The organism is Arthrobacter sp. PvP103, assembly GCF_017833075.1.
Taxonomy (GTDB): domain Bacteria; phylum Actinomycetota; class Actinomycetes; order Actinomycetales; family Micrococcaceae; genus Arthrobacter.
The window spans coordinates 141817-156924 of sequence record NZ_JAFIBQ010000001.1; the positions used below are offsets into that span (position 1 = coordinate 141817).

General features: G+C 65.3%; 15 protein-coding genes and 1 tRNA gene. 6 read left to right on the top strand and 10 right to left on the bottom strand.

Features of this window, described 5'->3' with window-relative positions; translation table 11 throughout:
• Positions 1-9: 9 nt before the first annotated feature.
• Genes JOE41_RS00645 through JOE41_RS00655 form a run of 3 tightly spaced genes read right to left on the bottom strand, consistent with a single transcriptional unit; the run spans position 10 to position 2210 of the window.
• The gene (locus tag JOE41_RS00645; RefSeq protein WP_209750358.1) at positions 10-1092 is read right to left on the bottom strand and encodes a glutathione S-transferase family protein; all 1083 of its coding nucleotides are present in this window, start codon (positions 1090-1092) and stop codon (positions 10-12) included.
• A 9-nt stretch (positions 1093-1101) separates the two neighbouring features.
• Complete coding sequence (locus JOE41_RS00650) at positions 1102-1848, bottom strand: M50 family metallopeptidase (protein WP_011691996.1); 747 nt, start codon at positions 1846-1848, stop codon at positions 1102-1104.
• On the bottom strand, positions 1845-2210 hold the full coding sequence (locus tag JOE41_RS00655) for a TraR/DksA C4-type zinc finger protein (RefSeq protein WP_043429769.1): 366 nt from the start codon (positions 2208-2210) through the stop codon (positions 1845-1847). The genes JOE41_RS00650 and JOE41_RS00655 overlap by 4 nt, the downstream gene beginning before the upstream one ends.
• Before the next feature lie 165 nt (positions 2211-2375).
• Here JOE41_RS00655 and JOE41_RS00660 point away from each other — a divergent pair, with 165 nt between their 5' ends.
• The gene (locus tag JOE41_RS00660; protein ID WP_209750359.1) at positions 2376-2894 is read left to right on the top strand and encodes a hemerythrin domain-containing protein; all 519 of its coding nucleotides are present in this window, start codon (positions 2376-2378) and stop codon (positions 2892-2894) included.
• 66 nt (positions 2895-2960) lie between these two features.
• Positions 2961-5114, top strand: coding sequence for a 4-alpha-glucanotransferase (malQ, locus tag JOE41_RS00665; protein ID WP_209750360.1), 2154 nt, complete (start codon positions 2961-2963; stop codon positions 5112-5114).
• 60 nt (positions 5115-5174) lie between these two features.
• Here malQ and JOE41_RS00670 read toward each other — a convergent pair whose 3' ends face one another.
• From JOE41_RS00670 to JOE41_RS00695, 6 genes are all read right to left on the bottom strand, one after another.
• Positions 5175-6068: an HNH endonuclease gene (locus JOE41_RS00670; RefSeq protein ID WP_209750361.1), complete on the bottom strand. Its 894-nt coding sequence runs from the start codon at positions 6066-6068 to the stop codon at positions 5175-5177.
• A gap of 58 nt (positions 6069-6126) precedes the next feature.
• Positions 6127-6498: an STAS/SEC14 domain-containing protein gene (locus JOE41_RS00675; protein WP_011692001.1), complete on the bottom strand. Its 372-nt coding sequence runs from the start codon at positions 6496-6498 to the stop codon at positions 6127-6129.
• 139 nt (positions 6499-6637) lie between these two features.
• Entirely contained in the window at positions 6638-7837 is a 1200-nt protein-coding gene (gene lhgO / locus JOE41_RS00680) for an L-2-hydroxyglutarate oxidase (protein ID WP_011692002.1), read from the bottom strand.
• Between the two features lie 45 nt (positions 7838-7882).
• Positions 7883-9187: a class I SAM-dependent methyltransferase gene (locus JOE41_RS00685; protein WP_209750362.1), complete on the bottom strand. Its 1305-nt coding sequence runs from the start codon at positions 9185-9187 to the stop codon at positions 7883-7885.
• A gap of 525 nt (positions 9188-9712) precedes the next feature.
• Complete coding sequence (locus tag JOE41_RS00690) at positions 9713-9904, bottom strand: hypothetical protein (RefSeq protein ID WP_011694000.1); 192 nt, start codon at positions 9902-9904, stop codon at positions 9713-9715.
• On the bottom strand, positions 9901-10374 hold the full coding sequence (locus JOE41_RS00695; protein WP_209750363.1) for a hypothetical protein: 474 nt from the start codon (positions 10372-10374) through the stop codon (positions 9901-9903). The genes JOE41_RS00690 and JOE41_RS00695 overlap by 4 nt, the downstream gene beginning before the upstream one ends.
• Before the next feature lie 113 nt (positions 10375-10487).
• On the opposite strand from JOE41_RS00695, the gene JOE41_RS00700 reads away from it, so the two are divergent.
• The 3 genes from JOE41_RS00700 to JOE41_RS00710 all read left to right on the top strand — a co-directional run bounded on the left by JOE41_RS00700 (position 10488) and on the right by JOE41_RS00710 (position 13128).
• Positions 10488-11060, top strand: coding sequence for a hypothetical protein (locus tag JOE41_RS00700; protein ID WP_209750364.1), 573 nt, complete (start codon positions 10488-10490; stop codon positions 11058-11060).
• A gap of 129 nt (positions 11061-11189) precedes the next feature.
• Positions 11190-11942 (top strand): HNH endonuclease family protein, encoded by a 753-nt coding sequence (locus JOE41_RS00705; RefSeq protein ID WP_011692006.1) that lies wholly within the window; start codon positions 11190-11192, stop codon positions 11940-11942.
• Between the two features lie 109 nt (positions 11943-12051).
• Positions 12052-13128, top strand: coding sequence for a hypothetical protein (locus JOE41_RS00710; protein ID WP_209750365.1), 1077 nt, complete (start codon positions 12052-12054; stop codon positions 13126-13128).
• A gap of 391 nt (positions 13129-13519) precedes the next feature.
• Here JOE41_RS00710 and JOE41_RS00715 read toward each other — a convergent pair.
• Positions 13520-13602 (bottom strand) — tRNA-Leu (locus JOE41_RS00715).
• Between the two features lie 165 nt (positions 13603-13767).
• Here JOE41_RS00715 and JOE41_RS00720 point away from each other — a divergent pair.
• Positions 13768-15072 carry a M20/M25/M40 family metallo-hydrolase gene (locus tag JOE41_RS00720; protein ID WP_209750366.1) on the top strand — a complete coding sequence of 435 codons (1305 nt, stop codon included), beginning with the start codon at positions 13768-13770 and terminating at the stop codon, positions 15070-15072.
• Positions 15073-15108: the final 36 nt, after the last annotated feature.

Here is a 15108-nt window from a genome sequence, read left to right on the forward strand (position 1 = left end):
CGACGGCGATCAGCTTGCGCCGTGTCCCGCGGTAACTTCCTCGCCGCTTCGGACGGGGCCGGGTGCCGTGCCGTCTCCGAAGGGTCGGCCGCCCAGTGACTCCCGGCCGTGCGCTGTCAGCCATCCGGACAGGTCCGGCCCCTGCGGAACGATCCCGGTAGGGTTGATGTCCTCGTGGACGATGTAGTAGTGCTGCTTGATCTGCATGAAATCGATGGTGTCGCCGAAGCCGGGCGTCTGGAACAGATCACGGGCATAGCCCCACAGCGCAGGCATCTCGCTCAATTTTTGCCGGTTGCACTTGAAATGGCCGTGGTAGACGGCATCGAACCGGACCAGCGTGGTGAACAGCCGCACATCGGCTTCCGTGATGGTGTCTCCCACGAGGTACCGCTGGCCGGTGAGGCGTTCCTCCAGCCAGTCCAGGGCGGTCCAGAGGCGGGTGTACGCAGCGTCGTAGGCATCCTGTGAGCCGGCAAAACCGCAGCGGTAGACACCGTTGTTCACTTCGGTAAACACCCTTTTGTTTACTTCGTCGATCTCCTCCCGGAGGTGCGCAGGATAGAGCTCCGGGGCGCCCGTCCGGTGGAATGCAGTCCACTCAGTGGAGAAGTCCAGCGTTATTTGCGGGAAATTGTTGGTGACAACGGCGCCCGACGGCACGTCTACGACCGCCGGCACGGTGATTCCCCGGGGGTAGTCGGGGAACCTCCGCAAATAAGCGTCCTGGATCCGTTCGATGCCGAGGACCGGATCAACACCGCCCGGGTCCAGGTCGAAGGTCCAGGACCGTGCGTCATGCGTGGGCCCGGGCTGCCCAAGGGATATGGCATCCTCAAGACCCAGTAGCCGGCGTACGATGACAGTTCTGTTGGCCCAGGGGCAGGCGCGGGCGGCGATGAGGCGGTAGCGTCCCGCCTCCGCCGGCCAGCCGGGTTCCCCGTTGCGGCCCGGCTCGCCGTCCCTCGTGATCCGGTCCTCGATGTAGTTGGTGTCACGGGTGAACTCCTCACCTCCGGTCACATAGGACCCCCTGGTGCTGAACCCCGGATCGGAGGAATGGTCGGCGGTCGGGCGGGAATCGGTAGTCATGGTTACACCTTATTGGCCGGCCGGCGCCAGCACGTGCGCCATGGGCTGCCAGGCCACCCACCAGGAACCGCCAACGACGGCCGCGAAGAGGAGGATCCAGATGACGGCGGGCACCGAGGTGGCCCGGTAGAGAAGATGTGCGTCCGACGTGGACAGCCTGTCCCGACGCCGCAAGTGGACGTTCGAGAGCTTCGACAGATCACGGACGGCAGCAACCAGCAGCGCCAGGCCCAGTGCAATGACGACGTGGCCGGTGAACTGGGGCGGGACGAAGAGAACCAGGAGTGAGCAGCCCAGGACTGCTGCAAAGGTGATGGCCAACCCCATGGCGTTGCGGATGAAGAGGAACGAGCCCAGCAGGATCAGCGTGCCGACGGACATCGCAGCCGGCCCCCAGCCGTTGAAGCCGGACCACACCATGGCGGCTCCCACAACGCCCGGCACGGGGTAACCCCAGAACGTGGACCAGACTGCCGGGAAGCGGCCCCTGCTGTAGGTGGTGGTGGTCCCGGAATGGTCCAGGCTCAGCCTGATGCCGCCAAGGCGCTGACCGGTCATGAGGGCCGCAAAGGCATGCCCCAGCTCGTGGGTGACGGTGGCCAGCAGCCCGAAATAGCGCCAGGAAGCCCGGGGGAGGGACACCACTGTTGCCAGCACGATGACTATCAGCAGTTCGGTCGCCGTTACCTCAGGGGACGGCGACTGCGAGAACCCCGAAACGATCCTTTGCCACAGTGAGCCCGCAACGTCGGTCACGGCCTTGTCCCGGCCTTGCCACTAGCATGATCGATGCAGTAGGGCGTCCACGGGCGGGCTTCCAGCCTGCCTTCTGCTATTGGCTCGCCGCAGACTTCACAGTAGCCGTAACTGCCGTCCGCGATCCGGGCCAGAGCCGCCTCGACCTGCACCAGGGTGGCGCTGCTTTGCTGCAGCAACGCGGAAGCCTGGGAAAGCTCAAAAGCGATGGTGGCGCCCTCGGGATCATGTTCGTCATCAACGTTCGAGTTGTGCCGGGCAGCATTCGCGGAAGTGATGTCCTCCCGAAGGGCCGGCAGCAACAGCGCTTTCCGGGCGCGCTCTGATTCCAGCAGGATCCTGAACCTCTCGACGTCAACCATAGTGTCCAAGGCTAGCCCGCTACAGGGGCCGAGCCTAAAGAGTGGCCGGGCCCTAAGACCCGTTGCCGCCGGCCCGGGCGGCCGTAGAGTGAAAGTGCGTGAAGACAGTCCATGCCCGGTGTGGGGCCGCCCGCCGGCAGGCGCGCAAGGAGCCAGGGAGGCACCATGAATCTTGTGTCGAAGAAGGACCCCGCCGCAGAGGCCGAAGCCATGGAAGCGGTTGAACGTCATCACACCAACATGCTCAGACGCCTCACGGCGCTCGCAGACGCGGTGACGGGCTCCGTGGAGAAGCATGACGCCTCGGCCGAGCATGATGCACACGAGGTGCTGCTGGAATGGTGCGAGAACGAGCTGGTGCCCCATGCGCTTGCCGAAGAGGGCCCCTTGTACAGCGGGCCGCGGAATTCCGCCGAGGGGAGGCTCCTGGTTGAGGGCATGCTGGCGGAGCACCAGGTGATCGTGGCCCTTGTAGAAGAGCTTCGCGGCGCCCGGGGCGTGGCCGCCGCTGTGGCCGCCGGCGCCATTCAACGCATCTTCGCCTTGCACCTGGACAAAGAGAACCGGCTTCTCATGCCGTTCGTGGCGGCGTCGCCCGAGCTGTCGCTGGCCGAAGCCGTGTCCGGGCTGCACGAACTGGTGGGCGAAGGGCACGCGCATCCGGGTGGAAGCGGGCACGCCTGACGGCTGTGGGACGAAAACAGGTGCGGGTGCCGGTGCCATAGCCCGGTGAGCCAATAGAGTAGGGCCATGGCGGATGGAACGGAACAGGACCACACAGGAACAACAGACGAACTGCTCCGCAAGCTGGCGGCAGTACGCGGCGTAAGCACGTCTTTCCGCGGCTGGGACGGTAAGGAACATCCCGTCGCGGCAAGCACGCTGCACAGCGTGCTTGCCGCGCTGGGAGACCGGACCGGGACGCCGGAGGAGCTCCAAGACGCCCTTCGCGAGGCGGAACTGGCGCCGTGGCGGAGGCTGCTGCCGCCATCGGTGGTATCGAGAGAAGGTCGCGAAATCCACGTTGCCGTCCATGTCCCGCACGGAACACCCGTCAGGGTGTGGGCGGTAACCGAGGACGGGAACCGCGTTGAGGCCGGCCAGCGCGACAACTGGGAGGATCCGCGGGACGTGGACGGCACGCTCACAGGGCGGGCGTCCTTTGCCATTCCCGGCGATCTGCCCCTTGGCTGGCACACCTTGCATGCCGATGCTGCCGGGGAACTCGCGGAATGTGCCCTGGTCATTACGCCCGAGCGGCTGGAAACCACCAGGCGCCTGGCATCCGAGCGCCATTGGGGGCTCACAGCCCAGCTGTACTCGGTCCGGTCTTCCCGCTCTTGGGGCATCGGCGATTTCTCCGACCTTCTGGACCTTGCCGCGATTGCAGGAGAGGACGGTGCGGGTTTTGTCCTGGTAAATCCCCTGCACGCGGGGGAACCCCGGCCTCCCATTGAGGATTCGCCGTATCTGCCCACCACCCGCCGTTTCTTCAACCCGCTCTATATCCGCGTTGAGGACGTGCCGGAGTACGGATACCTGGACCCTGCAGCCAGGGCAGGCATCGAGAAGAACGCGGCATTGCTTCATTCCGCCAATACGGCGGTCGGCCTGCTGGAAAGAAACGTCAGCTACCAAGCCAAACTCGAGGCCCTTGAGCTCATTTTCAAGGTCCGCCGCAGTCCCGGCCGTGCGCGCATGTTTGAGAACTTCTGCGTAGCGGAAGGCAAGGGCATCGATGACTTCGCCCTGTGGTGCACGCTTGCGGAGCGGCTTCCGCCGACGGCGCCCGAGTGGTCCGGCGAGGCGCTGTCCCCGGACACCCCGTACTGCGACAATGTGCGGCACGAGCAAGCGGACCGGCTGGAGTTTTACCGCTGGTTGCAGTGGATCTGCGACGAGCAGCTGGCTACCGCCCAGCGGACGGCGAAACAATGCGGGATGGCCATCGGCATCGTCCATGACCTGGCGGTGGGCGTCAAGACGACCGGGGCAGACGCCTGGATGCTTCGCGGCGTACTCGCCCAGGGCGTCACTGTCGGCGCCCCGCCGGACGTCTTCAACCAGCAGGGACAGAACTGGACCCAGCCGCCTTGGCACCCCGGACGGCTGGCGGCGGCAGGGTACAAACCGTACCGCGACATGCTGCGAACCGTACTCCGCCATGCAGGCGGCATCCGCGTGGACCACATCCTTGGACTCTTCCGCCTGTGGTGGATCCCGGAAGGCGCCGGTCCGGACGAGGGCACGTATGTGTACTACGACCATGAAGCCCTCATCGGCATCCTGGCACTTGAGGCCCAGCGGGCCGGCGCGACTGTTGTCGGCGAGGACCTTGGCGTGTTCGAACCCTGGGTCCGTGACTACCTCACGGAGCGGGGCATCCTCGGCACTTCCATCCTGTGGTTCGAACACAATGAAGCGGGCCCGCTGCCGCCCGAAAAGTACCGCCAACAGTGCCTGACCAGCGTCAACACCCACGACCTGCCCCCGACGGCCGGATACCTCGCTGGGGAGCATGTCACGCTCCGCGAAACGCTGGGCCTGCTCCTGCGCCCGGTCGAAGAGGAACGGGCGGAGGCGGCAGCGGAGCAGGAGGCCGTGCTGGCCCTGGTCCGCGAACGGGGGCTGCTCGCGGATTCGTCGGCGGACGTTCAGCGCACCGTCGAGGCGCTGTACGCATTGACCGCCTTGACGCCGTCTGCCCTGCTGGGCGTTGCCCTTGTCGACGCCGTCGGGGAGACTCGCACGCAGAACCAGCCCGGAACGGACGCGGAGCACCCGAATTGGCGTATTCCGCTCGCGGGGCCCGGGGGGCCGGTACTGATTGACGACCTGGCGGATAACGCCCGGTTCAATTCGTTGGTCGGGGTGGTCCGGAATGCGCTGAAGCCGTCCGGTTAAGTGCTTTTCCCGCGGAGTTCTACGTTCTGCTAGGGCGCTTGTCGGGCATCGGCCCCGTGCTTATGCCCCGGTTTCCGGCCCGGGATGATCTTCCGCGGGACCGAGGAGCCGCAGTGCCTCCTGGTGCGACTCAAGTTCCCCTGGGCTCACCGCCCGCCCCTGCATAAAGCCCGCGCCGGCCAGCATCCGGCGCAATTCCGGGAGCGTCCGCGAGGTGGTCACGCCGAGGTGCGCCATGGCGTGGCAGTTTGAACATAGGGGCACGAGATCCGTCACCGGATCCAGCCGGTAGCTGCTGTCCAGCAGCGAAACCGGCGTGGTGTGGTGAACATCGATGAACTCCCTGCCGGCGTCTCCATAGGCGATTTCGAAGGAAAAGCCGCAGGCTGCACAACTTGTTCCGTAGTGGGCGATGCAGGCACGTCGTGCCTCCGGATTTCGTTCGTACCGGTTCACCTCTACCTTGCTGACGGCCCACGCGGGATAGGTCCCGGGCACCGGCAAGGTGGACCCGGAAAGCGGCGGCGGTCCTTCCAGTCGCCAGAGGTCACGGATGCGGGCCTGCGCGGACGGCTCAATGGCCTGCCCGTTACGCACCCTGTTCCAGCGCAGCTCCGGAAGGGCGGTGCTCAGGATTTCCTGCCCGATCTGGTCGCCAAGGGGCAGGAGCGAGTCGAATGCGACCGTCACGGCAGGGGAAGGCGTCCCGCCGGCGGCTGCAGCAGGCGGCGCAGCCCAGGACTGCGGGCGGATCACCACGCCGTGCCCGAGGAGACCGGGCCCGTGCTTTCCCTTGAGCAGCAGCCAGGCGTCCCCGCGGGCGGGGACGCCGGCGGGGCGGCTAAAATGCCACTCTCCGTGAGCTTGACCGGCGTCGCTGACCTGCTCGACGACGGACGCGTAGTTCCAGTCGTTCCAGCGGTCAGGGTTCCACACCAGGAAGATGGCTGTCATGCGCCCATTCTTTCAGGGTAATGACGGGACGGACCCGCCGGTTCTCTGACGGGGCAGGTCATCCGGTGACGGATTGAAGCCAGTTCAGTGCTTCGTCCTCGTCCGTGAAGTATTCACTTGGGCAGGCCGGCAGGGGCAGCCCAAGCAGTCCATGCGCGATGACGCGGTCCACGGGGGTGCTGCCCAGGATGGCGAAGGCACTGACAGTCGCTGCAGAGCTGTAGACACGGATCGCTTCACGGCTGACTGAGCCCACACCCGTGATGTCCAGCAGAACCCCGCCGCGGGCGCCGCCGGTCAAGGCCAGCAGCTGTTCCCGGGTGCGGATCCCGTCCTCTTCCGTGACCCGGGCGCCGGGTCGCAGGGTGATGCGCGATACTCCCTCGCGTATATGGCCCACGCAGACGTTGGCCTCGGTGCTGTTGGTCATTGGCTCCCCCGGCGGTGCAGTACTCAGCGCAGCCGGCCGGCTGCAATCTTCCCCGGCATTTCACCGGGAAAGCTGCCCCGGCGTCAATCTAACCGGACCCGGCGTCATTGTCCATCAACCACGCAGTCCCTTCAGGGCGTCATCTGCGGGGGAGGACATGATGCTCCAGCACATAGTCCGCGATCGCCATCGCGGAGGTCGCCGCCGGGGAGGGGGCGTTCCGCAGGAGGGTCACCGGTCCCATCTCCTCGATCGCAAAGTCGTCGAGGAGGCTGCCGTCCAGTGACCATGCCTGCGCGCGGACGCCGGCGGCGGTCTTCGCCGTCAGGTCGTCCATGTGAAGTTCGGGGATGAACCTGCGTGCCTGCCGGAAATACAGCGGCTTGATCAGGGAGGCGGCGATCTCCTGCGCGCCCATCCGCCAGTGTCTCCGGGCCAGCGCCATCGCGCCGGGCCACATGATCGACGCAGCAGTGTCCTGGAAGGACACTTTGCTCCAGCGATAGCCCTCCCGGGCCAGGGCAGGCACGGCGTTTGGCCCCACGTGGATGGTGTCGTAGACGCCGCGGGTGAAGTGGACGCCCAGGAAGGGGAAGCGGGGATCAGGCACGGGGTAAATCATGCCCCTGACAAAGTGTTGTTTCGCGGCTGACAGGTCCCAGTACTCCCCGCGGAAGGGGAGGATCCTGGGCGCCGGAGAAGCGCCCGCAAGTCCGGCAACGACGTCGGACTGTAGCCCGGCGCAGGCGATCAGTCGATCGAAGGTGAATTCGGCGTGGCTGGTGGTGACAAGCACTTTGCCGCGTTCGGCAGTGATGGACACGGCTTCGTGGCCCAGCATGATCCGCCCGCCTGCAGCCCGGATATCCTCGGCCATGGACTCCGTGATGGCAGCAAAGTCGACGACGGCGGTATGCGGTGAGTGGAGTGCTGCCACGCCGGCGACGTGGGGCTCCACCTCGCGCATCGCGTCGGCACCGAGCCGGCGCAGCCCGGGCACGCCGTTTGCGACCGAGCGGCTTTCAATGTCTGCAAGGGCCGGAAGTTCATCCTCTGTAACGGCAACGACAAGCTTGCCCAGTTCCCGGTACGGCAGGTTCCTCTCCCGGCAGTAGTCCCGCGTAAGCACCCGGCCGCGTTGGCACAGCATGGCTTTCAGTGATCCCGGGGCGTAATAGAGACCCGCGTGCACCACACCGGAGTTATGCCCCGTCTGGTGCGCGGCAACCCGCTGCTCCTTTTCCAGGACTGTGACGTCCGCCGGCCCGCGACTGCTGAGGGCGCGTGCAATCGCGATTCCGACGATGCCGCCTCCAATAATGCCTATCTGCTCAGTCATTCGTAAGGCCCCCAGACGGGGCATCGTCAGCGGCGTGCAGGACCATCACATCCATGCGTGCCGCCGCAGCGGGGGTTCGGTCCCGCCAGGGCGCTGGACGAGCACCTGGTTGACGCCTGTCAGTCCGTTCTCGAAGCCCAGCGCACTCGCGGCCATGTAGAGCCGCCACACGCGCGCCCGTCCGGGGCTGCTGGTGTGCACGGCGTCATCCCAGTGCTCCTCCAGGTTACGCACCCAGGCGCGAAGGGTCAGGGCGTAGTGCTGCCGCAGCGCCTCGACGTCGAGCACTTCGAGCCCGCCGGACTCCAGCGCACCGATCATGTCCGCAAGGCTGAGCATTTCGCCGTCGGGGAAGACGTACCGGGGTATGAAAGAATCAGGGTCCGGGCTCGTTGGGCCCGCGTTCCACGAGATGGCGTGGTTAAGCAGCCTGCCGCCGGGCCGCAGCAGGTTGTGGAGCTGGGAGACGTAACGGGAGATCTGCTCGCGGCCGACGTGTTCGGACATGCCGATGGAGCTGATCGCATCGAACGGTCCGTCGTCCACGTCGCGGTAGTCCTGGACCCGGATGTCCACGCGATCCGTCAGGCCCGCGTCGGCCACGCGCTTGCGCGCCAGCCCTGCCTGTTCATTCGAAAGTGTTACGCCAACGACGTCCACGCCGAAGCGCTGGGCCGCGTGAAGCGCGAAGCTGCCCCAGCCGCAGCCGACGTCCAGTACGCGCATGCCGGGCTGCAACCCCAGTTTGCGGCAGACCAGGTCGATTTTGGCTTCCTGGGCGGCCTCGAGGCTGTTGGCCTGGTCATCATCTGTGTCCGTTTTCTCGTTCCAGACAGCGCACGAGTAGACCATTGACGGGCCAAGAACCAGGGCGTAGAAATCGTTGCCGACGTCGTAGTGGTGCGAGATCGCAGCCGCGTCGCGGCTCTTCGAATGGCGCCGGCCCTGTCGATGCACCTTGGATTCCTCCGGAGGCGGAGCAGGATTCGGGCCGATCGCGCCGACCCGGATCGCGGTTCTGAGCAATGTCCACAATTCCTTGGCGGTCAAAGGAGGAAATGGACCGTGCTCGGCGAACTTTCCTGCCGAGCTCAGCGCGGCGAAGCTGGCGAAAATGTCACCCGGCGCGTCGATGTCCCCGGCCACATATGCCCGGCTGAGGCCGAGCTGCCCGGGCGACCAAAGCATGCGGCGCAAGGCCCGGCGGGAACGGAACTCAATCACAGGGGCGTCGTCCGGGCCGGCCTCCGTCCCATCCCAGGCCCGCAACCTTAGCGGGATCCCTTCCGTACCGAGGACGATGGCCAGCGCTTCGGCCAGCCGTGTTGCCACACCCTTTGTCTTCGCCATGTACGTTTGCCCCTCATCCGAACTGGAAATGCTGCCTGCCTGTTCCTCATCCCACGGTTACTTGAGGGCTCTGCCCGCCCTCAAGCGCACCTGTAGTTGTTCAATCTATGGTGCAACCCCCGCCGATGTCTTGGGCCGAACGACACCTCTCACTTTCCGATCCAAAAATGATCGACCTGCGTGGAAATTGAGAGGAGGATTAAAGGGCATTCACTATGAGGAGGTCAGTGATGTGCTATCCGTATAACAAGGAATTCCGGAGGGACATTCGGAAAGAAGAGTCTCGGGAACCGGAAAAGCAGCCCGAACCCCGGGTGGAGGCCAAGGACTTCAAGTTCTGGGCTTTCCCGCGCCGGGAACGGAAGTTTACGGGCTCAGAACCGGTGGTTGACCGCACTCCCGAGAAGGTCTAGGCGAACCTGGACCAGGGTAGGCAAAGGCCCCGCTTATGCGGGGCCTTTCCTTGAGATGTGGTCTTCCGTTGCCCGGGTTTTCTTTGCCGTTGCCGGGTTTCCGGGCTTTAGCCTAGAGGTCTTCCTCGGAGAGCGCCTTGGTCTCAGCCGGAGTGGGGCGGCCCAAACGTTCGTCGAGCGCCACACGCAGCTTTGCTGCGGCGACCTGGACCCTGTGCTCGGACGGGGTTAGTTGCCGGCCGCGCGACGCGGAGACGTGACGGGGCGTCCGGGATTTCTTCTGCTCCGGTGTGCTGGTGCTCATGGCCTTCCCTCCTCCGTTCGGTCCGTACTCGTGGTTCCATTGTCGCCGATTGGGTCCGCGGAGTCCACGGCTTCGACGTCCTCGTCCCACGTTCCTTCGCCGCCGTTGGCCTCCGTCACAGATTGCCACGCGATGTCCAGCAGTTCCAGTTCTTCTTCACGGGCAAGATCGCTCCGGGCCAGGACCGCCAGGGACGCCAGGCCAAGGGCTTTTGCATCCTCATCTGCCTCCAAGGCTTTGTCCAACGCCCACTGTGTGCGCTTCCACCACTCGGCGCGGTCATCAGCCCGGGTTCTTTGCCTCAGAGCCTGAGCGTCCGCCACGGCTTTTTGCCGCAGTGTCCGCCACCCAATGAACGCGGCCAGGACGGCGCCGGCCAGGACCGCCAGGGGGCCAAGCGCGGCAACAATCTGCCACCATTCGGCAGGGGCCGACACTGCTGCTTCAAGCGGGACCGGGGACAACTTCACATAGTCAGCCTAGGCCTTGGCCTGTCGTGTGGCCGGCATTTGAACTGCCGCAGCAGCGAGTCTCCTGAGCCGGTGCACCTTTGGCCGGTACCGTTATTTCGGGGGTGCAGAACATGGAGAGCAGCGTTACGGACCGGCTGTGGGATAGGGACGTGCAGGAGTTCATTTCAGCCTGCCGGCAGGAGAAACTGAGCGACATTGCGTTGGACCATAGACCCGGGGCCAACGGGCGGGCGCTGTTAGACGTCTCGGCCACTTACCGGTCCCGGAAAGGGCGCATCGTGCCTGTCGGTTACCGGTGGGCAGATTCACGGTCAGGCCTGGCCGCCGAGGTTTACGCCGGTAAGGCAAAGGCACCGGCGGGCGTGGAGCTGGACGGACTGTTCCGGCTTGCACTCAGGGCGGGTCTGTGGGCTGAGCGGCGACACGTTGCCTTCGCGCTTCTGGCGGTCAGAGACGTTCAGTCAAAGGCCGACGGCGTCAGCAGCCGTTTGCAGCTTGAGTACCTGAAGGCGCTTGGCGCCAATGAGTCCGATTCGACGGCGTCGCTGCTGCGGGGCACGGGCGACTCAGCCGGGGATCCGGAGCGGATGGCGCTTATTGCCCAAGCGCGCGGGCTGACGATGCAGACGCTCAACGATCTCGCCTATTTGTACGGCAGCCGCTCTGGACACGACGAACCCTAGTAGGCCCATGCCGTTTTGCGCGAGGCCGGCCTTGCGGCGCGCACCCGGACAGCTGTGACCGGCGCCATCACTAGGCCTGCAGCACCAGTGCCTGCGACGGCGATAACCTGAGCTGCAACTTCCGCATCAATGAAGGACATGACGATTCCGCGCCGTAGTTCCAAAGCACTGACCATTGTGACCGCCGTACTTCTGTTGGGAGGCCTTGCCGGTTGCGGGGCCGTTGAGTCGGCCGGGACTGCCGTCGCTGAAGCCGTCCGCAGCGCTGTACCGTCCGTAGGCGCAGGCAAGCCAGCCCCGCAGCCGGCGGGGAACCCGGATGAGGTTTCAGCCGCGTTGGCCCGGCTTGCGGCCATTCCGGTGAAGGGCCGCGCACCGAAAACCGGCTACAGCCGCGAACAGTTCGGCCCCGCCTGGGCTGACGTGGACCACAATGGCTGCGACACACGGAACGACATCCTGGCCCGCGACCTGACCGGCGAGACCTTCAAACCGGGCACCCACGACTGCGTTGTGGCCGACGGGACGCTGGCTGACAAGTACACCGGCAAGACGATCCGGTTCGTTCGCGGCGCGGAGACCAGCTCAGCGGTCCAGATAGACCACATCGTTCCGCTCTCCCTGGCATGGCAGACCGGCGCCCAGCAGATCACCGAAGAACAGCGAAAGCAGCTTGCCAACGATCCGTTGAACCTCATGGCGGCCGACGGGCCGGCAAACTCGGCCAAGGGTGACAAAGATGCGGCCACCTGGCTCCCGCCTAACAAAGGTTTCCGGTGCGAATACACGGCCCGGATGACCGCAGTGAAGGCAAAGTACAAGCTATGGGTGACCCAGCCCGAACATGACGCGATCCAAGGCATCCTGGCCGCCTGCGCGTGATCCCGGGGGATGTGCCGCCCGGTACTTTCGCCTCTGGGGCGCAGCGCCCTAGTGGCGCCACACTGATGAGTGGTTGCCCCGGCGCCAGGCGGGCTCGGAAAGGAACCCCATGCCCAGTCACCCCTCCTGGCCTTCTCGACGTGGCGGAACGCTCGTGGCCGTGCTGGCCCTGTTCCTCTCCGCATGCGGTCAGCCCGGGCCCCAAAGTGGGCCGTCGTCGTCGGTCGGCCCGTCATCAGGCATGGGCAGCCCGGCATGCGAACTCATTACCCCGGAGATTGCAGCGAAGGCTGCACCCGGGCTTGTGCCTGTTGGCCAAAACACCCCCGACAGGCCGATGGGAAGCAAAGCGTACGTGTGCACCTATTCGAGCAAGTCCGATAAGGGTCTGACGGCGCTGTCTGTGGCCCTCATATCTCCGGCATCAGCAGCGGACATCTCCAAAGCAAAATCGACATCCGACTGCTCACCCGTCACAGGAATCGGCGACTTCGCATGCCTGCAGTGGACGGGGTATTTCCGCGGTGAGACGGGCGGGGCGTCCGCGAATGTCGTCCTGACGGCTGTCCGGGGTACCGAGACCCTCGAGATGCCCTACGTGGCGTCACCGCCCATGGCCGGGTCTGCCGTCCCGGACGGCGACGCTATGGCCCGCGCGCTCTCGCAGGCTGCAGTGGATGCCGGCTGGGGCAACGGCACCGCACTCAGCGTCCCTGCGGCACCCCCAGTGGGCCCGCAGGCAACGACGAACAACGCGGTGTGTGCCCTGATCAGTACCGATCAGGTCAGGGAGGCGTTCGGGGCGAAGACCCAGCCGCAGGTCCTACCGCGTGAGGTCAGTTGCCGCTACACGTTCGGCGACCTGGGCACCCCGGGCCCGGACTCCCTTGTCTTCTCCGTTGACGTCCTGGAGGGCGCGGCGCCGGCGCTGGCCGGCCCCGGCATTCACGGCGAACCGATCGACGGCGTCGGGGACAGGGCGTCCTTCACCATGAGCACCGAATCCGCCGGCCCGAAGTCCCTCCGCCCCGCCAGCGATGTGCCGATCACGATCCTGTCCGTCATGGTGGTCAGGGGCCAGAACCTCGCGACATTCAACGCGCAGGTCCTGATCTCTCCGACGGGGCCTTCGGCCGAGCAGACGAAGGATCAACTCATCAACCTCGTGCGCGGCGTCGAGTTCTAATGGGCCATCATTGGAGTGATGGGGCGCGGCGATTCAGATCGGAGATTGCCATGATCCACGCTCTGCTTTGCAAATTGGACATCCGCCACGAATGGCACGTCGAGCACACCGACGATGGCAGTCTCTACAAGCGCTGTACGCGCTGCGGTAAAGACGATGATCGCGGTGGTGGCGGATCCGGCGCGCCGGGAGCCTGGGCCGGACCAGCAGGAATGGGCTAGCAGCTACAGCGAACGATGGCGTAAAGGCAGCAGCTCCTGATGCCGGTCGGACGGCTAGTGCGTCACCGCGTTGTCAGCCCCAGTGCGGGGGACCGCGGGGACGGCGCCCGCAGCGTGGGCCGACACAGAAAAAGCCCCAGGAATCCGTGGATTCCTGGGGCTTTCAGTTGTGCGCGGAGGGGGACTTGAACCCCCACCCCCTTTCGAGGACTAGCACCTCAAGCTAGCGCGTCTGCCATTCCGCCACCCGCGCAGGTGGTAATTCGGAGATCGTTTCCGCCTTTCAGCGTTTTGGATTTCTCCGAAGCAGCGAGAAAGACTCTAGCACGACTTTTCGGGAAACAAATAATCGAGGGTTGGAGGGGGCTTGTGGGTAGGCTGAAACCAACAATCGCGCGGCCCTCACGAGGAGTGAAACATGACTGAAGTACGCCCCGAGGATGAAGTTGTCAGGATCTGCCAGGAACTGATCCGGATAGACACTTCGAACTACGGCGACGGAACAGGTCCCGGGGAGCGCGCGGCTGCGGAATACACCGCCGGCCTCATCACCGAAGTGGGGCTGGACGCAGAGATTTTCGAATCGGCGCCGGGCCGGGCCAACGTGGTCACCCGGATTGCGGGGGAGGACCCCTCCGCCAGCGCCCTGGTGGTCCACGGGCATCTCGACGTCGTGCCTGCCCTCCGGGATCAGTGGTCAGTCGATCCCTTCGGAGCCGAACTCAAGGACGGCCTGATCTGGGGCCGCGGAGCCGTGGACATGAAGGACATGGACGCCATGATCCTCGCTGTCATGCGGAACTTTGCCCGGACCGGGCGCAAGCCCAAGCGGGACCTGATCTTTGCGTTTTTCGCCGACGAGGAGGCGGGCGGCACCTACGGAGCCCGGTACGCAGTCGAAAACCGGCGCGAACTGTTCGACGGCGCCACAGAGGCCATTTCGGAAGTCGGCGGCTTCTCCGCCACCATCGGCGGACAACGGACCTACCTCCTGCAGACCGCAGAGAAGGGACTGTCGTGGCTGCGGCTGGTGGCCCACGGCCGCGCGGGCCACGGCTCGCAGATCAACACCGACAATGCCGTGACGCGCCTCGCCAGCGCAGTGTCCCGCATTGGCGAGTACCAGTGGCCCGTTGAACTGACACCCACCACCAGGCGGTTCCTTGACGGCGTGACGGAACTCACGGGGGTGGAATTCGATCCTGACGATCCGGAGAAGCTTCTCAAAGAGCTCGGAACCGTTGCACGGTTCGTGGGAGCCACGCTTCAGAACACCACCAACCCCACCCTCCTCAAAGGCGGCTACAAGCACAACGTCATTCCCGAGTCGGCTGAGGCTCTGGTGGATTGCCGCACGCTTCCGGGCCAGGAGCAGCAGGTACTGGAGATCGTCAAGGAGCTCGCAGGTACCGGCGTCGACGTTTCCTATGTCCACAACGACGTGTCGCTTGAGGTGCCGTTTGCCGGGAACCTGGTGGATTCCATGATCGACGCCCTGCACTCCGAGGACCCCGGCGCCAAGGTACTTCCCTATACTCTGTCAGGCGGCACGGACAACAAGTCCCTGAGCCGGCTGGGCATCACCGGATACGGCTTCGCCCCGCTGCAGCTCCCGGATGAACTTGATTTCACCGGCATGTTCCACGGTGTGGACGAGCGGGTGCCCGCGGATTCCCTCAAGTTCGGGGCCAGGGTTCTGGACAGGCTCCTGACCAACTACTGAGTCCCTCCGCAGCCGAAAGCCACAGCAGCCACGAAA